This window comes from Rhizobium sp. P44RR-XXIV, assembly GCF_001999485.2.
Classification (GTDB): domain Bacteria; phylum Pseudomonadota; class Alphaproteobacteria; order Rhizobiales; family Rhizobiaceae; genus Rhizobium.
Genome location: NZ_MPVZ02000028.1, coordinates 815,152 through 838,487 on the forward strand (window position 1 = coordinate 815,152; position 23,336 = coordinate 838,487).

General features: G+C 59.0%; 22 protein-coding genes and 2 pseudogenes. 14 read left to right on the forward strand and 10 right to left on the reverse strand.

Features of this window, described 5'->3' with window-relative positions; genetic code table 11:
* Positions 1-98 precede the first annotated feature (98 nt).
* The 4 genes and pseudogenes from BSK43_RS21090 to BSK43_RS21105 all read left to right on the forward strand — a co-directional run bounded on the left by BSK43_RS21090 (position 99) and on the right by BSK43_RS21105 (position 3,033).
* Entirely contained in the window at positions 99-689 is a 591-nt protein-coding gene (locus BSK43_RS21090) for an NADPH-dependent FMN reductase (RefSeq protein ID WP_077471122.1), read from the forward strand.
* 70 nt (positions 690-759) lie between these two features.
* Positions 760-1,266: a helix-turn-helix domain-containing protein gene (locus tag BSK43_RS21095; RefSeq protein ID WP_077471123.1), complete on the forward strand. Its 507-nt coding sequence runs from the start codon at positions 760-762 to the stop codon at positions 1,264-1,266.
* Between the two features lie 18 nt (positions 1,267-1,284).
* Positions 1,285-2,550, forward strand: a pseudogene (gene fabF / locus BSK43_RS21100) (beta-ketoacyl-ACP synthase II).
* A gap of 60 nt (positions 2,551-2,610) precedes the next feature.
* Positions 2,611-3,033, forward strand: a complete 423-nt coding sequence (locus tag BSK43_RS21105) for a DUF4864 domain-containing protein (RefSeq protein WP_077471125.1) — start codon at positions 2,611-2,613, stop codon at positions 3,031-3,033.
* A 55-nt stretch (positions 3,034-3,088) separates the two neighbouring features.
* Here the strand turns inward: BSK43_RS21105 and BSK43_RS21110 are convergent, their stop codons facing one another.
* Positions 3,089-3,994, reverse strand: coding sequence for a cell wall hydrolase (locus BSK43_RS21110; RefSeq protein WP_077471126.1), 906 nt, complete (start codon positions 3,992-3,994; stop codon positions 3,089-3,091).
* 258 nt (positions 3,995-4,252) lie between these two features.
* Positions 4,253-4,672 carry a VOC family protein gene (locus BSK43_RS21115; protein WP_077471127.1) on the reverse strand — a complete coding sequence of 140 codons (420 nt, stop codon included), beginning with the start codon at positions 4,670-4,672 and terminating at the stop codon, positions 4,253-4,255.
* A 328-nt stretch (positions 4,673-5,000) separates the two neighbouring features.
* On the opposite strand from BSK43_RS21115, the gene BSK43_RS21120 reads away from it, so the two are divergent.
* A complete protein-coding gene (locus tag BSK43_RS21120; RefSeq protein ID WP_077471128.1) occupies positions 5,001-5,201 on the forward strand; it encodes a hypothetical protein in 201 nt (66 codons plus the stop codon).
* Between the two features lie 37 nt (positions 5,202-5,238).
* Here the strand turns inward: BSK43_RS21120 and tgt are convergent, their stop codons facing one another.
* The 5 genes and pseudogenes from tgt to coaD all read right to left on the reverse strand — a co-directional run bounded on the left by tgt (position 5,239) and on the right by coaD (position 9,232).
* Positions 5,239-6,369 (reverse strand): tRNA guanosine(34) transglycosylase Tgt, encoded by a 1,131-nt coding sequence (tgt, locus tag BSK43_RS21125; protein WP_077471129.1) that lies wholly within the window; start codon positions 6,367-6,369, stop codon positions 5,239-5,241.
* Positions 6,370-6,374: 5 nt separating this feature from the next.
* A pseudogene (gene queA, locus BSK43_RS21130) lies at positions 6,375-7,459 on the reverse strand (tRNA preQ1(34) S-adenosylmethionine ribosyltransferase-isomerase QueA).
* A 74-nt stretch (positions 7,460-7,533) separates the two neighbouring features.
* On the reverse strand, positions 7,534-8,034 hold the full coding sequence (locus BSK43_RS21135) for a peptidylprolyl isomerase (protein WP_068386614.1): 501 nt from the start codon (positions 8,032-8,034) through the stop codon (positions 7,534-7,536).
* Positions 8,035-8,117: 83 nt separating this feature from the next.
* Positions 8,118-8,690, reverse strand: coding sequence for a peptidylprolyl isomerase (locus BSK43_RS21140; RefSeq protein ID WP_068386608.1), 573 nt, complete (start codon positions 8,688-8,690; stop codon positions 8,118-8,120).
* A 29-nt stretch (positions 8,691-8,719) separates the two neighbouring features.
* Positions 8,720-9,232, reverse strand: a complete 513-nt coding sequence (coaD, locus tag BSK43_RS21145; RefSeq protein ID WP_077471179.1) for a pantetheine-phosphate adenylyltransferase — start codon at positions 9,230-9,232, stop codon at positions 8,720-8,722.
* Positions 9,233-9,323: 91 nt separating this feature from the next.
* Here coaD and BSK43_RS21150 point away from each other — a divergent pair, with 91 nt between their 5' ends.
* The 4 genes from BSK43_RS21150 to BSK43_RS21155 all read left to right on the forward strand — a co-directional run bounded on the left by BSK43_RS21150 (position 9,324) and on the right by BSK43_RS21155 (position 11,188).
* Entirely contained in the window at positions 9,324-9,659 is a 336-nt protein-coding gene (locus BSK43_RS21150) for a hypothetical protein (protein WP_246662641.1), read from the forward strand.
* An 85-nt stretch (positions 9,660-9,744) separates the two neighbouring features.
* Complete coding sequence (locus tag BSK43_RS35150; RefSeq protein WP_169055425.1) at positions 9,745-9,909, forward strand: hypothetical protein; 165 nt, start codon at positions 9,745-9,747, stop codon at positions 9,907-9,909.
* 39 nt (positions 9,910-9,948) lie between these two features.
* Positions 9,949-10,083, forward strand: coding sequence for a hypothetical protein (locus BSK43_RS36005; protein ID WP_267550938.1), 135 nt, complete (start codon positions 9,949-9,951; stop codon positions 10,081-10,083).
* 214 nt (positions 10,084-10,297) lie between these two features.
* Entirely contained in the window at positions 10,298-11,188 is an 891-nt protein-coding gene (locus BSK43_RS21155) for an NAD(P)-dependent oxidoreductase (RefSeq protein ID WP_077471130.1), read from the forward strand.
* Between the two features lie 156 nt (positions 11,189-11,344).
* Here BSK43_RS21155 and gyrA read toward each other — a convergent pair whose 3' ends face one another.
* Positions 11,345-14,140, reverse strand: coding sequence for a DNA gyrase subunit A (gene gyrA, locus BSK43_RS21160; RefSeq protein WP_077471131.1), 2,796 nt, complete (start codon positions 14,138-14,140; stop codon positions 11,345-11,347).
* 227 nt (positions 14,141-14,367) lie between these two features.
* Here gyrA and BSK43_RS21165 point away from each other — a divergent pair, with 227 nt between their 5' ends.
* On the forward strand, positions 14,368-15,000 hold the full coding sequence (locus tag BSK43_RS21165) for a MarC family protein (RefSeq protein ID WP_077471132.1): 633 nt from the start codon (positions 14,368-14,370) through the stop codon (positions 14,998-15,000).
* Between the two features lie 57 nt (positions 15,001-15,057).
* Here BSK43_RS21165 and BSK43_RS21170 read toward each other — a convergent pair whose 3' ends face one another.
* Positions 15,058-15,624 (reverse strand): single-stranded DNA-binding protein, encoded by a 567-nt coding sequence (locus tag BSK43_RS21170; protein WP_077471181.1) that lies wholly within the window; start codon positions 15,622-15,624, stop codon positions 15,058-15,060.
* Positions 15,625-15,895: 271 nt separating this feature from the next.
* Here BSK43_RS21170 and uvrA point away from each other — a divergent pair, with 271 nt between their 5' ends.
* Together uvrA and BSK43_RS21180 are read left to right on the forward strand one after the other, a co-directional pair.
* The gene (gene uvrA, locus BSK43_RS21175; RefSeq protein ID WP_136687146.1) at positions 15,896-18,817 is read left to right on the forward strand and encodes an excinuclease ABC subunit UvrA; all 2,922 of its coding nucleotides are present in this window, start codon (positions 15,896-15,898) and stop codon (positions 18,815-18,817) included.
* Positions 18,818-18,850: 33 nt separating this feature from the next.
* Positions 18,851-19,657 (forward strand): DUF72 domain-containing protein, encoded by an 807-nt coding sequence (locus tag BSK43_RS21180; protein ID WP_077471133.1) that lies wholly within the window; start codon positions 18,851-18,853, stop codon positions 19,655-19,657.
* A 6-nt stretch (positions 19,658-19,663) separates the two neighbouring features.
* Here BSK43_RS21180 and BSK43_RS21185 read toward each other — a convergent pair whose 3' ends face one another.
* Positions 19,664-21,139, reverse strand: a complete 1,476-nt coding sequence (locus BSK43_RS21185) for an NAD(P)H-hydrate dehydratase (RefSeq protein WP_136687148.1) — start codon at positions 21,137-21,139, stop codon at positions 19,664-19,666.
* Between the two features lie 349 nt (positions 21,140-21,488).
* Here BSK43_RS21185 and BSK43_RS21190 point away from each other — a divergent pair, with 349 nt between their 5' ends.
* A complete protein-coding gene (locus tag BSK43_RS21190) occupies positions 21,489-21,827 on the forward strand; it encodes a P-II family nitrogen regulator (RefSeq protein ID WP_003539626.1) in 339 nt (112 codons plus the stop codon).
* Positions 21,828-21,887: 60 nt separating this feature from the next.
* Positions 21,888-23,297: a type I glutamate--ammonia ligase gene (gene glnA, locus BSK43_RS21195; protein WP_077471134.1), complete on the forward strand. Its 1,410-nt coding sequence runs from the start codon at positions 21,888-21,890 to the stop codon at positions 23,295-23,297.
* Positions 23,298-23,336 lie beyond the last annotated feature (39 nt).

The following is a 23,336-nucleotide window of genomic DNA, read 5'->3' on the forward strand; positions in this document are numbered from 1 at the left end:
CTTTCCATGCGACTTAGCGCGTTGGCTGCCGGCTATGCGTGTGGCGATGGCTTGCGTCCACTTTATTTCTGCGTTGGCTATGGAGGACATATTCAACAATGACCAACAATATCCTGGTTCTCTACGGCTCTTATCGGTCGGATCGCGTCGGCATCCGTCTGGCGAATTACATCGTCAACAGCCTTCGCGAGCGCGGAGACGACGCGGAACTGATCGACGCCAAAGATATTGGCCTGCCAATGCTCGATCGGATGTACAAGGAATATCCGAAAGGCTCTGCTCCGCCGGAAATGGAGAAGCTTGCGGCGAAAATCCGGAACGCCGATGCCTTTATTTTTGTGACCGGCGAATACAATTGGGGCATGCAGCCAGGTCTGAAGAATCTGACCGATCATTACCTTGAGGAGTGGTTCTGGCGGCCAGCCGCCATTGCCAGTTACTCAGGCGGCCGCCTTTCCGGCGCGCATGCGGCAGGCCCCTGGCATGGCACCCTTTCGGAGATGGGAATGGTCGTGATCTCAAGCACCCTCGCCGTCGCCAATATCTCGGCAGCATTGGACGCAGACAACAAACCTCTCGGAAGCGGCGGCGATGCCCTTGCGAGAGCTTTTCCCCGCTTCGCCGACGACCTCTCATGGTGGACCGAGGCGGTAAAACGACAGCGCGCTCTGAAGGCGCCTCCGTACTGACGTCTCAGCCTGCCTTTTGCCGGCTATAGTAACTTGCATTATGATAGTTACTCGTGCTATTCGCCGTCGCATGCAAAGAACCAGCTTCAGTACATTCAAATGCCCCGCCGCTCGCGCGCTTGAAAGCGTCGGTGACTGGTGGAGCATCCTGATCCTGCGCGACGCGTTTCAGGGTTTGAGCCGGTTCGATGAATTTCAGAAAAATCTCGGCGTCGCGCCGAACATCCTCACACGACGGCTCAAGCACTTGACCGATGAAGGCCTGTTCGAGCGGCGCCTCTATAATGAGCGGCCGCCACGCTACGAATATGTGCTGACTGCCAGGGGGCGGGATTTCTTTCCTGTTCTGATGGCGCTCTTCACCTGGGGCAATCAGCATCTGCCGCCAGAGGAAGTCTCGATGCGGCTCGCCGATGCAAATACCGGAGAAGACCGCGATCCGCTGCTGATCGACAGGGTAACCGGCCGCGCCTTCCATCCAGAAGACACCATATTGGTGCCGGGGCCTGCAGCCGACGATGAGGTTCATGAGCGCATCGCTCAGATGAAAGCATGGTTCTTGGGCTTCGACGCCTGAGCGAAATAGGAGCAAGACATGGATCGTATCGTCGTAACCGGCATGGGCCTGGTTTCACCTCTTGGTGTCGGCGTCAACGCGAGCTGGCAGCGGTTGATCGCCGGGCGCTCCGGCCTCAGGCTGTTGCCCGAGGACATGGTTGGCGATCTCGCGGCCAAGGTGGGCGGTGTCGTTCCGAGCCTTGAAGAGGACGCGGAAGCCGGCTTCGATGTCGACCGCTATGTGCCGATCAAGGACCAGAAGAAGATGGATCGTTTCATCCTCTTCGCCATGGCCGCTGCCGAGGAGGCGATCCTTCAATCCGGCTGGCAGCCGACTGCGCTGGGCGATCTGGAACGCACCGCCACGATCATAGCCTCTGGGGTCGGCGGCTTTCCGGCGATCGCCGACGCGGTGCGCACGGCCGAAACGCGCGGTGTGCGGCGCCTGTCGCCCTTCACCATCCCATCCTTCCTCGTCAATCTCGCCGCCGGCCAGATCAGCATCCGCTATGGCTACAAGGGACCGCTCGGTGCGCCGGTCACGGCTTGCGCCGCCAGCGTCCAGGCAATCGGCGATGCGGCACGCCTGATCCGCTCCGGCGAAGCCGATGTTGCCATCTGCGGTGGTGCCGAAGCCTGCATCGACAAAGTCAGCCTCGGAGGCTTTGCAGCAGCCCGCGCCCTTTCCACCGGCTTCAGCAACAGGCCGGAGGAAGCCTCCCGCCCCTTCGACAGCGCCCGCGACGGTTTCGTCATGGGTGAAGGCGCCGGCATGCTTGACATCGAGACGCTGGAGCCATGCGCTTGCCCGCGGCGCCACGCCACTTGCCGAACTTGTCGGCTATGGCACGGCCGCCGACGCCTATCACATGACGGCCGGTCCGGAGGATGGCGATGGCGCACGGCGGGCCATGCTCGCGGCTCTGTCGCAGGCTAAGATCTCGCCTGCGGAGGTCAAGCATCTCAATGCGCACGCGACCTCGACGCCTGTCGGCGACCATGGTGAGATGGAAGCCATCAAGACGGTGTTCGGCCGCGATGGCGCGATTGCCGTCAGCGGCACGAAGGCGGCGACGGGCCATCTTCTCGGTGCGGCGGCGGCATGGAGGCGATCTTCACCATCATGGCGTTGCGCGACCAGATCGCCCCTCCGACCCGCAATCTGCAGGAACCGGATGCGGCGGCCGAGGGCATCGATATTGTTGGTGCCACCGCCCGGCCGATGGCCATGGATTATGCGATCTCCAACGGCTTCGGGTTCGGCGGCGTCAATGCCAGCGCCCTCTTCCGCCGCTGGCAGTAACCGCTTTCGCCGGAACGGGAAGCGCGCTATTCTGATCGAATAGATAGCTGGAGATCGCCTATGCGTGCATTTCCCGTAGCCGCCGCCATACTCTGCCTGATCCTTGCTTCGACAGCACGCGCGGAAGATCCTGTGCAAACGGCCCAAAGCCTTATCCAGGATCAAATTGGCGCCTTCCTTCACAACGATGCGACCGCCGCCTATTCTTTCGCGGCGCCCGGTATCAAGGCGATGTTTCCAGACAAGGATACCTTCTTTGCCATGGTGAAGAAGGCCTACCAACCGGTCTATCACCCGGGCAACTACGCTTTTGGGAAAAGCCGCGCCATCGACAATGGCGCCGTCGTCTATCAGGAGGTGCTGATCACCGGCACCGACGGCAAGGACTGGACGGCTATCTATCAGATAACCCGCCAGCCGGACGGTAGCTACAAGATCAATGGCGTGCAGATTCTTAAAAATACCACCAGTGAAGGCATCTGAGTGCCTGGAGACGGCGCGTCTGCTGCGCGCCGTCGAAATGAGGTGGCAAGCCCTATCAGCCTCGAATTCTAGGTGATTTGGCGGACAGGCTGGTTCCCTCGAGTTCGGGGCGTGGCTGCGGAATAACGACCGTTGAAATCGGAGCCGGCGCCGCGGCTGCATTTTCATCCGAGAGAGGTGTGGAAATAAACGTCGGAGCCGGTGTGGGAATGGGAACAGCCGCGGGAATATAAGTTGCCGTCGGAATTGGAGTTGTCGTTGCAGGCATTACGACAGTCGGATTGGAGACCGGCGTAAAGGCGGCAACAGTAGACACTTGCGGCACCGCAGGCTGCGTTTCCGGTAGCGTGAATGGCGACTGCGTTGCCGACATGCCTTGCCCAGGCACGTAGTTCATCGCGACCTCGTAAGCCGGAAGCGGCGCAGGCGTCTGCAATTCGCCATCACGGCCACGCTTTTCGTAGAAAGCATTTCCGCCAGCATAGGCGACATAGTGCATATTGTCGTATGGGAATCTGAGGCCTTCGGTATGAAAGAACATAGCGTCTTTCACCTGGGGATGCCGTTCGCCGCGCAGGATCGCCGAAGCAGCGTTATCAAGATCCGGCTTCGCCTGATCCTTGACTTCCTTGGACATTACGCCTGGAGCGAACTGCTTTTCCTGAGATACGACGCCACAGATTGTCGGCGGATAAGCGCCGGAGGTCAATCTGTTCATCACGACCGTGCCGACAGCCATATAGCCGCTCGGATCGGAACGCTCTGACTCGAAATACATCGCGCGCTCAAGACACTCTTTGTCCTTCGCGGTGTAATTATACGTCACTTTCGCGCCGCGAATAGGCTTCGTGGCAGTGCGTGGAGCGGGGGATGTCTTCTGCGTCGTCGTACAGCCAGTTGCTGCCAGACCAACGATCAATAGCCCTGAAAGACATGCCCCAAACTTGCGTTGCGCCCTCAACGGCAGGTGCCTCCTAGTTTCAATAGAACAGCCCTTATCGATCAAGAGAAAGCGTTGTAGCCGGATTTATTTGAAATTCCAAGCGTCGCGCAATCAATTTAGCCAGTGAAGCTTATCAATGGCGGATGGACCGTTTATTCCGATTCGTTACTTTTCCCAATGCTTTCTTGTCACAAAGCCATATTGCGAGCGCAGTCGAAGCACCGAATGCGTCTTGGCACCCTCGCTTCAACTGGCTCGAAATAACGTTGATTAAGGTTAGCAATCAATTGATAATAAATGATTTACTACGCGGGTGAGCTCCATCCGCCAGCCTACCTCGATGAGGATCCGCCCCGGGGCAAAACAATAAAACAGCCACCCTCCGCGTATCGCGGCAGGCGGCTGCCCGATCTCGCAACCGGACGATTTTGCTCGTTCATAGAGCACATCCACCGCCTCGCGAGAGGGCTGCATGAAGCCGATATGGTAGGTGTTATGGCCAACGGATATGCTATCGGCCCCACCGAATTTCTCGATCGGCCGGCTGATGACAAGCTCAAGACCGGCATCGTCGCGTAGAATCGCAAGGCCATTCGCCCCGCGCGTTTCGACCTCGGTCAGACCAAAAACGGAGACAAGAAAATCCCGGGTCGCGGCGACATCGGGAACGTGAAGATCTAAGTGATTCAATCTCATGACAGCTCCAAGAGGCATTCCCGCGGAGACATGTCGGTCGAAACGGCCCACGCCAACGCGGGACACTTAACCACAATGGCCAAGTTCCGCGTCGTGGGTTCTCACGCCAGAGGCGAGGAGCAGATCTTCCGCATGGAAGGGGTCGGGCTTACCGATCCGACCCTGCCTTTTTCGACGAGCTTCGATTAGCGCGAAATTGCGATAGGAGCAAGATCCATCGCCCTTTCGACAAAACATGAAACGGTCGAAATTCAATCAGAGATTGATACTACAGATAATGAACCAGCTGGCGTCTTAGATATGACTGATGACAGAGATTGGAAGAAACATGGCAATCGGCACCAAGTTGGCAAGATTTCTTCGTATCGCTGTCTACACTCTGATGCTCGGAGGTTTCTTGTATTTAGTGCTTTTGGCCATAGCCTTTAACAAGATCAACGACTGGATCGATCGTTGCGCCGATCAGACTTCGGGTCACTACATCTGGCATGGTGCCGCACGAAAAATCATATGCGAGAATGGGCCATGATACCCTTGTTCAAAGCGAGGTGCTAAAAGACGGTACGTTACACCGGCTCCAAATCACCCCTCGCCCAGTTTTCCTGCGTCTCAGCCATGAAATCGGCGAAACGATCCTCGGCGATCGCCTTGCGGATGCCCTGCATCAACTCCTGATAATAGGCGAGATTGTGCCAGGAAAGCAGCATGCCGCCGAGCGCCTCGTTGGCGCGGACGAGATGATGCAGATAGGCGCGGGAATAGTCGCGCGAGGCCGGGCAGTTGGACTGCTCGTCGAGCGGGCGCATGTCCTCTGCATGGCGTGCATTGCGGATATTGACCTTGCCGCGGCGGGTGAAGGCCAGCCCGTGACGGCCTGAGCGCGTCGGCATGACGCAATCGAACATGTCGATACCCCGGGCCACAGACTTTAGGATATCGTCCGGCGTGCCGACGCCCATCAGGTAGCGCGGCTTTTGTGTCGGCAGCTCGGGCAGCGTGATCTCGAGCATGCGAAGCATGACCTCCTGCGGCTCGCCAACGGCAAGACCGCCGACGGCATAACCTTTCAGGTCCAGTCCACTGAGGGCCTGCGCGGAGCGAACACGTAGCTCGGGGATATCGCCGCCCTGAACGATGCCGAACATTGCCTTGCCCGGCTGATCACCGAAGGCCACCTTGCAGCGATCCGCCCAGCGCAGGGACATTTCCATGGCGCGCTCGATCTCTTTGGGAGTCGATGGCAAAGCCACGCATTCGTCGAGCTGCATCTGGATATCGGAGCCAAGCAGGCCCTGGATCTCGATCGAACGCTCGGGCGACATATGATGCAGGCTGCCATCGACATGCGACTTGAAGGTAACACCCTGCTCATCGAGCTTGCGCAGGCCGGAAAGCGACATCACCTGGAATCCGCCGGAATCGGTCAGGATCGGATGCGGCCAGCGGATCAGTTCGTGCAACCCGCCGAGACGGGCGACGCGTTCGGCGCCCGGACGCAGCATCAGGTGATAGGTATTGCCGAGGATGATGTCGGCGCCGCTTTCGCGCACCTGGTCGAGATACATGGCCTTGACCGTGCCGACGGTACCGACTGGCATGAAGGCCGGTGTACGGATCGTGCCGCGCGGCATAGAGACTTCACCAAGACGAGCGCCGCCATTGGTCTTCTTCAATTGAAACTGAAAGCTCTCGCTCATCTCGTCTAGTCTTTCCGGTGGAGCAGGCTGCCATCGCCATAGGAATAGAAGCGATAGCCCTTCTCGATAGCATGGGTATAGGCCGCGCGCATCGTATCGAGGCCGGCGAAGGCCGATACGAGCATGAAGAGGGTCGAGCGCGGCAGGTGAAAATTGGTCATCAGCATGTCGACAACCTTGAAGCGGTAGCCAGGTGTGATGAAGATACCGGTGGCGCCTTGCCAGGGCTGAACTGTGCCATCGTCGGCGGCAGCACTTTCGATCAGCCGCAGCGACGTCGTGCCGACGCAGACGATGCGCCCACCCCTCGCCTTCACGGCATTCAGCTTTGCGGCCGTCGAAGCATCGACATAGCCGATCTCGAAATGCATTTTGTGGTCGTCGGTATCGTCGGCCTTGACTGGCAGGAAGGTGCCGGCGCCGACATGCAGCGTCACGAAGTGGCGTTCGACGCCCATGGCATCGAGCGTGGCAAACAGCGATGGCGTGAAATGCAGGCCGGCCGTCGGCGCGGCGACAGCGCCTTCTTCGCGCGCATAGATCGTCTGGTAATCGGCGCGATCGCGCTCGTCTTCCGGACGCTTGGCGGCAATATAGGGCGGCAATGGAATATGCCCCACGGTGGCAATCGCTTCGTCCAGCGCCGGACCGGAGAGATCGAACAACAGCGTAATCTCACCGCCCTCGCCCTTGTCCTCGACAGTCGCGTCCAGCGTACCGAGCGCGCAGACATTTTCACCATGGCCGAACTGGATACGGTCGCCGATCTTGATGCGCTTGCCGGGTTTGGCGAAGGCTTTCCAGCGATCGGGCGCCACACGCATATGCAAGGTCGCGGAAACCTGCTGGCCGGGTGCGCCTCGCGATGGCGAATACCTTCCAGTTGCGCCGGGATCACCCTGGTATCGTTGAAGACCATGGCGTCGCCGGGTTGCAGAAAGGATGGCAGATCCCGGATCAGATGATCACTCAGCGTGTTATCGCCGGCATTCGGATCGACAACGAGCAGGCGCGCGCTATCGCGCGGCTCGGCGGGCCGAAGCGCAATACGCTCATCCGGCAGATCGAAATCGAAAAGGTCAACACGCATTCAACTCATCCAGGCAAAGCGAAACCCGCCCCCACGCCCAAGGCGCAAGAGGCGGGTTTCAGGAATAATCACGATCAGACGTCGGCGGCAACCCGCGCGGATACGATCGAATCCGGATCCTTGACCGGCTCGCCGCGCTTGATCTTGTCGACATTGTCCATGCCGCTGATCACCTGACCCCAGACGGAATACTGCTTGTTGAGCCAAGGCGCATCGGTGAAGCAGATGAAGAACTGCGAGTTGGCCGAGTTCGGGTTCTGCGAACGGGCCATTGAGCAGGTGCCGCGCGTATGCGAGGTGGCGGAAAATTCAGCCTTCAGGTCCGGCTTGGACGAGCCGCCTGTGCCGGCACGCGCCGTATTGCCGCCGACCTTGCCATGCTCGACATCGCCGGTCTGAGCCATAAAGCCATCGATGACGCGATGGAACACGACGTTGTCGTAGGCCTTTTCGCGGGCAAGTTCCTTGATGCGGGCAACATGCTCAGGAGCGACCTGCGGCAGAAGCTGAATGACAACCTGGCCCTTGGTGGTTTCCAGGATGAGGGTGTTTTCTGGATCCTTGATCTCAGCCATGTTCGTTTCCTCTTTCTGTGTTTTGATTGCGCGTGATCTTGTCCAAAAACCGCGTGGTACTTTTGGGGATCATGCCCGTGACATTACTTCTTGGTGACGGTGACCTTGACCATCTTGTCCGGGTTGCTCACTTCGCCGTTCTGGCCCTCGCCGCGCTTGATCTTGTCGACGAGTTCCATGCCGGAGATGACCTTGCCGACAACCGTGTACTGGCCATTCAGGAAAGCGCCATCGGCGAACATGATGAAGAACTGCGAGTTGGCAGAATTCGGATCCTGGGCGCGCGCCATGCCGACAACACCGCGCGTGAACGGAACCTTGGAGAATTCTGCAGGCAAGTTGGGCAGATCGGAACCGCCGGTGCCGGCCTTGTTCGCATCATAGCCCTTGGTGGTGTTGCCGTACTGGACGTCGCCGGTCTGGGCCATGAAGCCATCGATGACGCGATGGAAGACGACGTTGTCATAGGCACCCTTCTTCGCCAGCGCTTCGATCTGTGCGACGTGCTTCGGCGCGACCTCAGGCATCAACTGGATGACGACCGGGCCATCCTTGAGCTGGATCGTCAGAAGATCGGCAGCTGCGGCCGAGAATGCGCTGCCTGCGAGGGCGGCAAGGCCCAAAAAGCCTGCCAATGCGATATGAAAGAGTTTCATGGGTGCTCCGTTCGAAAATGGATTTCGGCTCAGCTCTTGGCGTCAGCCGCATCTTTGAGTTTGCCAGTCAGGGCTTCGAGGACCGCCGGCGGCACGAAGGCGCTGACATTGCCGCCCATGGATGCGATCTGCCGCACCAATGTGGCGGTTATGGGCCGCGAGGCAGTGCCGGCAGGCAGAAACAGCGTCTGAATATCCGGCGCCATCTGCCTGTTCATGCCGGCCATCTGCATTTCATAGTCGAGATCCGTGCCATCGCGCAGGCCACGGACCAGCAAGGTGGCGCCATGCGCGCGCGCTGCGTCAACCACCAGATTGTCGAAAGCCACAACGGAAATGTCGCCCACCTTTTGCGGCAGGGCCTCACCAAGCGATCTGCGGATCAATTCCGCCCGCTCTTCAAAAGAAAAAAGCGGTTTCTTTCCGGGGTGAATGCCGATCGCAACGATGACCTTGGCAGCGACATTCAGCGCCTGCACGAGGACATCCAGATGTCCGTTGGTCATCGGGTCGAAAGATCCGGGATAAAAGGCTGTCGTCATACCAAGCCGGCTCGTTGTTTCGACGCCTTTTGTCACGGATGGGGCCGCATCGCAAGTCATTTGCAACCCGTGGGCCGCCTCTGAACCGTAGATGAACGCGATGTTCAAGCCCGTTTCAGATCGAGAATGCTTTACTGGCACCAACATCGAAACGGGCCTCTCTCAACGGCTTGTCGATATCAGGCTCAAGGAATGTCATGCCATGCTGGTCTTCATTATTGCAGGCGCCGTCATCGGTTCATTTTTCGTGGAATACCTCGTTCATCTTCTCGCCGACAACTACGAGATCGAATGGACTTCACCCGCGGAAACCGCCAAAGGTATGAATTCTGCTCAAGAAATCGCCATTGCCATGCGCAAAACGCATCGCGAATCTGAACGCCAGATGAACAAGGCATTCAAGATGGCTTCAGGAGCGCATTGCTAGATACCACCTCAACATCGGCGGAACCATTTGCGAACCGCTGCGTTTAACCACCGAACTCAGATTGCACGTTGCGGCAAGAAGGAAGATGAGCATGCCCGGTAAGATCACCCTCATTAACGCTGTTTGGATGACCATGATTACGGGAATGCTGGCAGCTACCATCGCGCTTTACGATCAGAAAACCGACCAGTCGAAGGTCTATGGTCCCTTTGCTTCGGCTCGTCCCTACATTGTCTCGAGCCAGTACTAAGGGATCTGAACGCTAGTCCCACCAAGGAGGGGAGCGATCATGTTCACGATTTTGACGCTGCTTACGCTTTTCATCAGCATCATGTTTGTTGTCTCAGTCGCATCCACCATTTTGGCGCTCCATCGCGAAAGCGAAGAAAGCAAAAGGCTGCACAAGCGTCACAAGACGCTCTGATCTCCGCGTACCGAGCACTTCTCCCCACCAAGAGCTCGGCTGGACTTTTAACCGGACGCCCCAAGCGTCCGGTTTTTTCGTTTCCGGAGTGCCAACATCATTTTTCGGCTTTTCCGGATATATTCAAGTTGCCGCAAGCCGCTGATTTTGCGACATAAAGCGAGGCTATCGCCTCAATCGCGATGGGGATGTTCAATTTCATCGAGGTAACGGTATGCGCATTGTCCTGACCGGCAGCTCCGGGCGGCTCGGCCGCGCCATATTCAATAGCTTGGCGACGAGCCACACGCTCGTCGGCGTCGATCGCTCGCCATTCTCGACGACGCATCTTGTCGGCGATTTTACCGACACGGGATTATTGGAGGACGCTCTGGCCGATGCCGATGCGATTGTTCATTGCGCAGCACTGCATGCTCCCCACGTCGGGACCATATCGGACGATGAATTTCGCCGCATCAATGTCGAAGGAACGCGCCTTCTAGCCGAGGCCGCTCTGGCGGCCGGTATCAAGCGGCTGGTATTTACCAGCACCACGGCGCTCTATGGCCATGCCGTCGTTTCCGGGCAGTGCCGATGGATCGACGAGAATACCGTGCCTGAACCGAGAAGCATCTATCATCGGACGAAACTGGAGGCTGAGCAGCTCCTGGAGGACATGGTCTGTTCAGATTTGCAGGTACGCGTTCTACGCATGTCTCGTAGTTTCCCAGAGCCTGCCGATGCAATGGCTGCCTATCGCCTGCATCGTGGCATCGATATCCGCGATGTCGCCGATGCCCATGCGGCCGCCTTGATCAATACGGGCGATCACTTTCAAAGGCACATCGTTTCGACCGAAACGCCCTTCAAGCCAGAGGATTGTGAAGCTCTGGAGGCTGACGCGGCCTCCGTCATCAGATTGCGTGCTCCGATGCTTGCCGCAGAATTCGACCGCCGAAGGTGGTCTCTGCCGCAAACGATCGACCGCATCTATGCTTCGACGTCGGCAAATGTCGCGCTGGGATGGCGTCCTCGCTTCGGTTACGGCGAGGTTTTAGCGCAACTGGATCGGGGAAGCCTGGAGGTTTTGCCGCCTTTTTCTTCGATCAACAGGCAGGCTGAATAGCACGGCCGGCATCCCGGAAATTCCAGCTCGCGGGTCAATCTGGGTATCGATCCAAAAGAAATCGCCCGGGCCTGCTTTTCATGGCAGACCCGGGCGATTTTTCTAACTGCGGCGAGCTTACGCCCGCCTTCGCTTCAGCGTCGTGCGCTGCGAGCCTTATTCCTCGCTGGCGCCATCAACATCGCTGCCGGCCTCGGTGGACTCGCCATTGACGGCCTCGTCCTCTGAGCCTGCATCATCTTCGCCTTCCGGCTCGCTGATGCGCTCCACGGAGACAACCTTTTCGTCCTTCGCGGTCGAGAAGATAGTCACACCCTTGGTGGCGCGGCTGGCGATGCGGATGCCGCCGACGGGAACGCGGATCAACTGGCCGCCATCGGAAACGAGCATGATCTGATCGCCATCCTCGACCGGGAAGGCGGCGACGAGTTCGCCGATTTCGCCCGTCTTCGACGTGTCGGTGGCGCGGATACCCTTGCCGCCACGGCCGGAGATACGGAAATCGTAAGAGGAGGAACGCTTGCCGAAGCCCTTTTCCGATACCGTGAGCACGAATTGCTCCAGTGCCTTCAGTTCTTCGTAGCGCTCGTCGCTCAGCTGTCCCTCTTCGGTGACTTCCTCGCCGACCAGGGCGATTTCCTCTTCCTCGCCCGTCGCCGTGCGGCGATCGAGAACCGACCGCTTCAGATAGGCAGCACGCTCCCAGGGCTCAGCGTCCACATGGCGAACGATCGTCATGGAGATGATACGGTCGCCGGCTGCGAGATTGATGCCGCGAACGCCGATCGAGTTGCGGCCGGCAAAGACGCGTACATCCGAAACGGAGAAACGGATGCACTGGCCAAGCGCCGTCGTCATCAGCACGTCGTCCTGCTCGGTGCAGGTCTCGACGGAGAGGATTTCATCACCCTCCTCTTCGAGCTTCATGGCGATCTTGCCGTTACGGTTGACCTGAATGAAGTCCGACAACTTGTTGCGGCGCACGGTACCGCGCGTCGTCGTGAACATGACGTCGAGGTTATCCCAGGTATCCTCGTCCTCAGGCAGTGGCATGATGGTCGTAATGCGCTCACCGGGCTCCAGGGGCAGCATATTGATCAATGCCTTGCCGCGCGACGTCGGCGTGCCGATTGGCAAGCGCCAGACCTTCTCCTTGTAGACGATACCGCGCGAGGAGAAGAAGAGAACCGGCGTATGCGTGTTCAATACGAATAGCCGGGTAACGAAATCTTCGTCACGCGTCGTCATGCCGGAGCGGCCCTTGCCGCCTCGGCGCTGAGCACGGTAGGTCGTCAGCGGCACGCGCTTGATGTAGCCGAGATGCGAAACGGTGACGACCATGTCCTCGCGGGCAATCAGGTCCTCATCGTCCATCTCCAGACCGCCATCAACGATCTCGGTGCGGCGCGGCGTCCCGAACTCGTCGCGAACAGCGATAAGCTCATTCTTTACAATGGTTTGGATACGGACACGCGATGAGAGAATATCGAGGTAATCCTTGATTTCGACGCCGATCTGATTGAGCTCTTCGTCGATTTCGTCGCGGCCGAGAGCGGTCAGACGTGCCAGACGCAGTTCGAGGATGGCACGCGCCTGTTCTTCCGAAAGGTTGTACGTGCCGTCGTCGTTGATGCGGTGGCGCGGGTCATCGATTAGCCGGATAAGAGATTCAACGTCTGCGGCCGGCCAGCGGCGGGTCATCAGTTCTTCGCGCGCCGACTGCGGATCCGGAGCGCCGCGAATAACGCGGATGACTTCGTCGATGTTGGCGACGGCGATTGCAAGGCCGACCAAGACGTGTGCGCGATCACGCGCCTTGCGCAGCAGGTACTTCGTACGACGGCTGATCACCTCTTCGCGGAAGACCACGAAGGCGCGCAGCATGTCCAGCAGGTTCATCTGCTCAGGCTTGCCGCCATTCAGCGCCAGCATGTTGCAGCCGAAAGAGGTCTGCAGCGGCGTATAGCGATAAAGCTGGTTCAGAATGACGTCGGCATTGGCATCACGCTTCAGTTCGACGACGACGCGATAGCCCTGACGGTCGGATTCGTCACGCAGATCGGAGATGCCCTCGATGCGCTTGTCGCGCACCAGCTCGGCCATCTTCTCGATCATCGACGCCTTGTTCACCTGGAAGGGAATTTCGGTGATGATGATCTGCTCGCGATCGCCGCGCATCGGCTCGATCGTGGCAACGCCGCGCATGACGACGGAGCCGCGACCGGTCTCGTAAGCGGAGCGGATGCCGGCGCGACCGAGGATCTTGGCGCCCGTCGGGAAATCCGGACCGGGGATGATCTCCATGATTTCAGGCAGCTCGATCGCCGGATTGTCGATCAGGGCGATACAGCCATCGACCACTTCCGAGAGATTGTGCGGCGGGATATTCGTCGCCATGCCCACGGCGATGCCGCCCGAGCCGTTGACGAGCAGGTTGGGGAAGCGCGCCGGCAGAACCTTGGGCTCTTCCATGGTCGCGTCGTAGTTTTCCTGGAAATCGACCGTTTCCTTGTCGATATCCTCGAGAAGCTCGTGGGCAACTTTCGTCAGGCGCGATTCGGTATAACGCATTGCCGCCGGCGGATCGCCGTCGATCGAACCGAAGTTCCCCTGCCCGTCGATTAGCGGCACACGAAGCGACCAGTGCTGCGCCATGCGGACCAAGGCGTCGTAGATCGAGGCGTCGCCGTGCGGATGGTATTTACCCATGACGTCGGCAACCGGACGGGCCGACTTCACGTATTTGCGGTTCCAGTGATAACCGCTTTCATGCGCTGCATAGAGGATGCGCCGGTGAACGGGCTTGAGACCATCGCGGACATCGGGAAGCGCGCGGCTGACGATCACGCTCATGGCGTAACCGAGATACGACCGCTGCATTTCCTCCATGATGGAAATCGGCTCTATGCCTGGCGGGAGCTTCCCGCCGCCGGATGGTGTTTGCTCAGTCAAAACAGATCACGATCTCTTTTAGAATCACTGCGAAATTTATAGCGGAAAGGCTCGGCGAGCGCCAATTTAGCCCGATGTTTTTGAACAGGCTTTTGCCCCTTTAAGCCATGAAATCGAACATTTCCGTGGCGCAACCTGCCTATAGCGGTGCATTGCGCTTTGCGAAAGTCTATTCCTCGCATAACAATGGGTCATAACAACGACAAAGAACCGTTGCCGGGGATCATATGGCGAGCGCAGACACGCTGATCAATGCCTTTACGACGCTGCTTGTGACCGTCGATGCACCTGGCCTTGCGCCGCTATTCATCGGCCTCACCGTCGGCATGAACCGCGCCGAACGCAAGCAGGTGGCGCTGCGCGGCTCGCTCATCGCCTTCTTCATCCTGGCGGCCTTCGCCCTGTTCGGCGCGAGTGTGCTTGGAGTTCTCGGCATCTCCATCGGCGCCTTCCGCATCGCGGGCGGACTGCTGCTGTTCTGGATCGCCTTCGAGATGGTGTTCGAGCGGCGGCAGGACAGAAAGGAAAAGACGACCGAGGTCGCGATAACCAAGGATCATATCCGTAATATCGCAGTTTTTCCCCTCGCCCTGCCGCTGATTGCCGGCCCCGGCGCGATCTCCGCCACGATCCTGCTCGCCGGCTCGCTGCAGACCATGCTCGACCGAGCGCAACTGATCGGCGTCATCGCCGTCAACCTCATTGTGGTGTTTGCAGCACTTGCTGTTTCGGACAGGCTCGACCGCATGCTGGGAGCAACCGGCAGAGCCATTCTGACACGGTTGCTCGGCGTGATCCTCGCCGCGCTTGCCGCCCAATTCGTCGTCGACGGCGCGCGGGCAGCGCTGAAGCTGCCGTGAAAAAGGCCTGCCGATGAAGGCAGGCCTTTGAAAATCCAGATGTTCGGGCCGGAAGGCTCAAAACGGAATATCGTCGTCCAGATCGCGCGAGAAGTTTCCGCCGCCACCTGCCGGGCTGCCGCCACCGCGACCACCGCTTCCGCCACGGGAAGAACCTTGCGACGATGGCTGGCCGTAATCGTCGCCACCGTAATCGCCGCCGCCAAAGTCGCCACCGCCGCTACGTCCGCCGCGACCGCCGCCCTCGAAGGAGCCACCGCCGCCGCCTTCGCCACGGCCGTCCAGCATGGTCAGCGTCGAATTGAAGCCCTGCAGCACGATTTCGGTCGAATACTTATCCTGGCCGTTCTGATCCTGCCACTTGCGGGTCTGGAGTGCGCCTTCGATATAGACCTTGGCACCCTTCTTCAGGTACTGCTCGGCAACCTTGCAGAGGCCTTCGTTGAAGATGACGACGCGGTGCCATTCCGTCTTTTCCTTGCGCTCGCCGGAATTGCGGTCGCGCCAGGTTTCCGATGTCGCGATGTTGAGGTTGGCAATCGGGCGGCCGTCCTGCGTGCGGCGAATTTCCGGATCCGCCCCGAGATTTCCAATCAGAATTACCTTGTTCACACTACCGGCCATGACACCACCCTGCTTGCCGCCCATCGACGGCTCTTAAATTTTATCCGCACACCTTAGACCATTGCTGTCCTCAGGTGTCATCCAAGCACCGCCTGAGGGCTCTTCATCCACAAAGAAATGTCCAAAGGCAATTTTGTTCTTTCTTTGTTCTAATTTGTCTTTATGATCCTGTCAACGGAATCGAAAACCTGGCCCTGTCCTTCTTTTCAGCCTCGACTCACGGCTTGGCATCACTAAATAAGGGCAGACTCCAAGGGATAAGCGTAAGACGATGAGCGAACTGAAGACTATTTCCATACGTGGTGCTCGCGAGCACAATCTCAAGGGCATCGATCTCGACCTGCCGCGCAACAAGCTGATCGTCATGACCGGGCTTTCCGGCTCGGGCAAGTCATCGCTTGCCTTCGACACCATCTACGCCGAAGGCCAGCGCCGTTATGTCGAGAGCCTCTCGGCCTATGCGCGCCAGTTTCTCGAAATGATGCAGAAGCCGGATGTCGACCAGATCGACGGTCTGTCGCCAGCCATTTCGATCGAACAGAAGACGACATCGCGCAATCCGCGCTCGACGGTCGGCACGGTCACAGAAATCTACGACTATATGCGCCTGCTGTTTGCCCGCGTCGGCGTGCCCTATTCGCCAGTTACAGGCCTGCCGATCGAGAGCCAGACCGTCAGCCAGATGGTGGACCGCGTGCTCGCCTACGAGGAAGGCACCAGGCTCTATATTCTTGCGCCGCTGGTGCGGGGACGTAAGGGCGAATACAAGAAGGAACTGGCGGAGCTCATGAAAAAGGGCTTCCAGCGCGTCAAGGTCGACGGGCAGTTCTACGAGATCACAGACGTGCCGGCGCTAGACAAGAAATACAAGCACGATATCGACGTGGTGGTCGACCGTATCGTCGTCCGCCCCGATATGGCATCTCGTTTGGCAGACAGCTTTGAAACCTCCCTGCGCCTTGCCGATGGCCTGGCCGTTGCCGAATTCGCCGACAAGCCGTTGCCACCAGAGGAAACCGCTGCCGGCGGCTCGGCCAACAAGTCGCTGAACGAGACGCACGAACGCGTGCTGTTTTCGGAGAAATTCGCCTGCCCGGTTTCCGGCTTCACCATTCCCGAGATTGAGCCGCGTCTGTTCTCGTTCAACAACCCCTTCGGCGCCTGTCCGTCTTGCGACGGCCTAGGCTCGCAGCAGAAGATCGATCCGGATCTGATTGTGCCGGAGCCGGAGCGCACCTTGCGCGATGGTGCGATTGCCCCGTGGGCCAAGTCTAGCTCGCCCTATTACAACCAGACGCTCGAAGCGCTTGGCAAGCATTACGGCTTCAAGCTTGGCAGCCGTTGGAACGAGCTATCGGAAAAGGCGCAGGACGTCATTCTGAACGGCACGGAAGACAAGATTGAATTCCATTATGCCGATGGCGCGCGCTCCTACACGACGCACAAGAATTTCGAAGGCATCGTGCCGAACCTTGAGCGCCGCTGGAAAGAAACCGATTCCGCCTGGGCGCGAGAAGAGATCGAGCGCTACATGTCGGCGGCGCCCTGCCCGGCCTGCAATGGCTATCGCCTGAAGCCGGAAGCCCTCGCGGTCAAGATCAACAAGCTGCACATCAGCCAGGTGGCGGAAATGTCGATCCGTGTCGCCCGTGACTGGTTCAACGAGCTGCCTGAGACTTTTACAGACAAGCAGAACGAAATTGCCGTGCGCATCCTGAAGGAGATCCGCGATCGCCTGCGCTTCCTGAACGATGTCGGCCTCGAATATCTGAGCCTGTCGCGTAATTCCGGCACGCTTTCGGGCGGCGAAAGCCAGCGCATCCGGCTGGCGTCGCAGATCGGCTCGGGTCTGACGGGCGTGCTCTACGTACTCGACGAGCCGTCGATCGGTCTGCATCAGCGCGACAATGCCCGCCTTCTGGAGACGTTGAAGCACCTGCGCGATATCGGCAACACGGTTATCGTGGTCGAGCATGACGAGGATGCGATCCTGACGGCGGACGACGTGGTCGATATCGGTCCCGCCGCCGGCGTGCATGGCGGCCAGGTCATCGCGCACGGGACGCCGCAGGACATCATGGCGAACCCGAAGTCGCTGACGGGAAAATATCTCTCCGGCGAACTTGGCGTGCCCGTTCCCGAAGAGCGTCGCAAGCCCAAGAAGGGCAAGGAAATCAAGGTCGTCGGCGCAAGGGGCAACAACCTCAAGGATGTCACGGCCTCCATTCCGCTCGGTGTCTTCACCGCGGTCACGGGTGTTTCGGGCGGCGGCAAGTCCACCTTCCTGATCGAGACGCTTTACAAGTCGGCTGCGCGGCGCGTCATGGGCGCGCGTGAAATCCCGGCCGATCATGATCGCATCGACGGCTTCGAACATATCGAGAAGGTGATCGACATCGATCAGTCGCCGATCGGCCGCACGCCGCGGTCGAACCCGGCGACCTATACCGGCGCCTTCACGCCGATCCGAGACTGGTTCGCCGGGCTGCCGGAGGCCAAGGCGCGCGGTTATCAGCCGGGTCGCTTCTCCTTCAACGTCAAGGGTGGCCGCTGCGAAGCCTGCCAGGGCGACGGCGTCATCAAGATCGAGATGCACTTCCTGCCTGACGTTTACGTCACCTGCGACGTCTGCCACGGCAAGCGCTACAACAGGGAAACGCTGAACGTCACCTTCAAGACCAAGTCGATCGCCGATGTGCTCGACATGACGGTCGAGGAAGGCGTCGATTTCTTTGCGGCCGTCCCCGCCGTGCGCGACAAGCTGCAGAGCCTGAAGGACGTCGGCCTCGGCTATATCAAGGTCGGGCAGCAGGCCAATACGCTTTCGGGTGGCGAGGCGCAGCGCGTCAAGCTAGCCAAGGAGCTGTCGAAGCGATCGACGGGCCGCACGCTCTACATTCTCGACGAACCGACAACCGGGCTGCACTTCCACGATGTCGCCAAGCTTCTGGAAATGCTGCACGAGCTGGTCAACCAGGGCAATTCGGTCGTGGTCATCGAGCACAATCTCGAAGTGATCAAGACAGCCGACTGGATCCTCGATTTCGGTCCAGAAGGCGGCGATGGTGGCGGAGAGATCGTGGCGATCGGCACGCCGGAAACCATCGTCAAGGAGAAGCGCTCCTATACCGGGCATTTCCTGAAGGAATTGCTGGAGCGTCGGCCAATGAAGAAAGTTGCAGCGGCGGAGTGAGCTTCACCCGACTGAACGGCTAGGGAGGAAAGAATGACCAAAGCGGGCGAAATCCGTACAGGCATAGGCGGTTGGACTTTTGAGCCGTGGCGCGGGACCTTTTATCCCGACACGCTGAAACAGAAGGATGAACTGAATTATGCCAGCCGCCAGCTGAAGGTGATCGAGGTCAACGGCACCTATTACAGCACCCAGAAGCCTGCGGTCTTCGCCAAGTGGGCGGCCGATGTCCCGGAAGGTTTCATCTTCTCGCTAAAGGCTACACGCTTCGTCACCAATCGCCGGGTTCTTTCCGAGGCCGGCGAATCCATGCAGAAATTCCTGGAGTCCGGCATCAGCGAACTCGGAGATCACCTTGGTCCGCTGCTTTGGCAATTCGCGCCGACGAAAAAATTCGATCCGGACGATTTCGAGGCGTTTCTGAAGCTGCTGCCGGCAAAGCAGGATGGCCTGGCGCTGCAACACGTCGTCGAAGTCCGGCACGATTCCTTCAAGGTGCCGGAATTCGTTGCGCTGCTGGCGAAGTACAATATCGCGCCAGTCTGCGCCGAGCATTTCGAATATCCGATGATTGCGGATGTCACCGCCGATTTCGTCTATGCCCGCCTACAGAAGGGGTCGGATGATATCGAGACCTGCTATCCGCCGAAGGATCTGAAGGCCTGGGCCGATCGCCTGAAAACATGGGCCAAGGGTGAGGTTCCGAGTGATCTGCCGCTGATCGATCAGAGCCGCAAGGTGAAGGCGGAACCGCGTGACGTTTTCGCCTTCATGATCCATGAGGGCAAGGTGAACGCCCCGCCCGGCGCCATTGCCCTGCAGAAAGAAGTCGCAAAGTAACCGATTTCAAAAAGGGGCAACGCTGGCGACCAAATCCTCGGCCGTCAGCCCCTTTCCGGCACGCTGCCCGGCCAAACCGTGCAGCCAGACGCCAGCAGCTGCCGCCTCGAAAGCCGGTGCGCCCTGCGCCATCAGTCCGCCGACAATCCCGGCCAGCACATCGCCGGAGCCGGCGGTCGCAAGCCAGGGCGGCGCATTGGCATTGATCAGCGCCCTGCCGTCCGGCGCAGCAATTACGCTATCGGCACCCTTGTAGATAATGGCGGCATGAGCCCGAGCCGCCGCCGCCCTCGCCTTGTCTACCTTGCTGAGACCGACGTCGGCGGCGATGTCTGGGAAAAGTCGCGCGAATTCACCCTCATGCGGCGTCAGAACCAGTCGTGTCGGCCCTTCGGCAAAGGCGTCGAACAGTTGTTGGGGATGATCGCGGAACGACGTAATCCCATCCGCGTCGAGCACCAGATGACGATCGGCGAGCGCAAGGCAGAACCGGCGTGCCTTTTCGCCAGCTCCGAAGCCGGGACCAAGAACGAAAGTTGAGAGCCGTCGATCTGCCAGCCACTCCTGCAAAGCCGCTTCGTCATCGACGGCATGCAGCATAATTGCCGTCAGCATGCCGCTGTTGACCGCCAATGCGTCCTTCGGTGAGGCGATGGTGACGAGCCCCGCCCCTGCCTTCAGGCCCGCCATGGCCGACATGCGGGCAGCACCGGTCGCGTTTGCGCCGCCCGAGAAGACGACGAGATGGCCCCGCTTGTATTTGTGCGTATCCGAAGCCTCCGAAGGTATCTCCATCCGCCATTGGGCCGGCGTGTTTTCGGCAAGCATGCCATCGGCATTAGCGCGAACGATGCGCGCGGGAATGCCTATGTCGAAAACCTCCAGTTCACCGCAGAGATCGCGGCCCGGCAGCAGAAGATGACCAGGCTTGCGCGTCATGAAGGTGACCGTGCGTGACGCGCGAAAGGCAGCGCCGAGGATCTGGCCGCTCGATCCGTCGAGCCCGGAGGGCAGATCGACGGCAATGATGGGGATTCCGGCCTCGGTGACGCGCGAGATCACGATCTCAACTTCATTTGGAACAGGCCGAGACAACCCCGCGCCAAAAATCGCGTCGATCACGACGTCGCCATTTCGCGGCACATAGCCTGCGATCACCGCACCCTCAATCCGGCAATCAGCAAAAGCACGCGACGCATCGCCCTTCAAGCGCTGCGGATCGGCCAAATGGAAAAGGCTAACGTCGGCTCCGCTCCCCTTGAGAGCGCGCGCCATCACATAGCCGTCACCGCCATTATTGCCCGGGCCGCAAAGGACAACGTATCGCAGTGCCCCGGGAAAGTGCCGCAGCGCGCTTGCCGCGACAGCCTGCCCCGCTTTTTCCATGAGCCCATAGGAATCGATGCCGGAAGCGGCGGCCTCCCTGTCCACGGCGGCCATGTCTTCCGGAGAGAGTAGCAAATCGGCAAGGGGTAACGTCATGAGGCAATATTATAGATGCGAAATCTGCCCGAAAAACAACCGCTATCCCGACACTCATTTTGATCAATAAATATGCATTTGCATAATGAATGAACAAAGTCATTCAAGCCCTTGTACGAGCATGAATATGACGTGCACGGCACTTTTTTGCGAAATTTTACTTATCCAACGCATTTCGACGCGAAATCGCTTCCATTTTCCCAAAAAATCCTCATCAATTCATCGTCTCGGCACGAATTCGCCGGGATTTTTTACAGCAACCCATTCTCAACTGGCATGATACGTGCATTACGTTGGCCGAGCGGGGAGTAGTCCTGCTGTAACAGGAAAAGCGGAGAGACATTTTCTCATGAAAAAGATCGAAGCGATCATTAAGCCCTTCAAGCTCGACGAAGTGAAGGAAGCCCTTCAGGAAGTCGGTCTGCAGGGCATCACCGTCACGGAAGCGAAGGGCTTCGGTCGTCAAAAGGGCCACACGGAACTTTATCGTGGCGCCGAATATGTCGTCGACTTCCTGCCGAAGGTGAAGGTCGAAGTCGTATTGGCAGACGAAAATGCGGAGGCAGTGATCGATGCCATCCGCAAGGCTGCGCAAACCGGCCGTATCGGCGATGGAAAGATATTCGTCTCCAATGTGGAGGAAGTCATCCGAATCCGCACCGGCGAAACGGGCATCGACGCCATCTAACCCGCCCGGCCCATATGGCCGCGGCTCGTAATCGTCATCTAAGTCAAGGGAAGCAATTTAATGACGACCGCAAGCGATATTCTGAAACAAATCAAGGACAACGACGTGAAGTTCGTTGACTTGCGCTTCACCGACCCGAAGGGCAAGCTGCAGCACCTCACCATGGATGTGGTCTGCGTCGACGAAGACATGTTCGCCGATGGCGTCATGTTCGACGGCTCCTCGATTGGAGGTTGGAAGGCCATCAATGAATCCGACATGGTGCTGATGCCCGATACGGATACGGTCCATATGGATCCGTTCTTCGCGCAGTCCACCATGGTCATCCTCTGTGACATCCTGGACCCGGTTTCGGGCGAAGCCTACAACCGCGATCCGCGCGGCACCGCCAAGAAGGCCGAAGCCTATCTGAAGGCCTCCGGTATCGGCGACACCGCCTTCTTCGGCCCGGAAGCCGAATTCTTCGTCTTCGACGACGTCAAGTACAAGGCCGATCCTTACAATACCGGCTTCAAGCTCGATTCCAGCGAACTGCCTTCCAACGACGACACAGACTATGAGACCGGCAACCTCGGTCACCGTCCGCGCGTCAAGGGCGGCTACTTCCCCGTTCCGCCGATCGACAGCTGCCAGGACATGCGTTCTGAAATGCTGACGGTTCTGACCGAGATGGGCGTCGTCGTCGAAAAGCATCACCACGAAGTCGCTGCTGCCCAGCACGAGCTTGGCATCAAGTTCGACACGCTGGTGCGCAACGCCGACAAGATGCAGATCTACAAGTATGTGGTCCATCAGGTCGCCAACGCTTACGGCAAGACGGCAACCTTCATGCCGAAGCCGATCTTCGGCGACAACGGCTCGGGCATGCACGTTCACCAGTCGATCTGGAAGGCCGGCAAGCCGACTTTCGCCGGCGACGAATATGCAGGCCTGTCGGAGAGCTGCCTCTTCTACATCGGCGGCATCATCAAGCATGCCAAGGCGATCAACGCCTTCACCAACCCGTCTACGAACTCATACAAGCGTCTCGTCCCGGGTTACGAAGCTCCGGTTCTGCTTGCTTACTCGGCTCGTAACCGTTCGGCTTCCTGCCGCATCCCGTTCGGCACCAACCCGAAGGCAAAGCGCGTCGAAGTCCGCTTCCCTGACCCGACCGCCAACCCCTATCTTGGCTTCGCCGCCATGTTGATGGCCGGCCTCGACGGCATCAAGAACAAGATCCATCCGGGCAAGGCCATGGACAAGGATCTCTATGATCTGCCGCCGAAGGAGCTGAAGAAGATCCCGACGGTTTGCGGCTCGCTGCGCGAAGCGCTCGAAAGCCTCGACAAGGACCGCAAGTTCCTGACCGCCGGCGGCGTCTTCGACGACGATCAGATCGATGCATTCATCGAGCTGAAGATGCAGGAAGTCATGCGCTACGAAATGACCCCGCATCCGGTCGAATACGACATGTACTATTCGGTCTGATACAAGATACGAAAGCCCCGGCTCGCCGGGGCTTTCTTC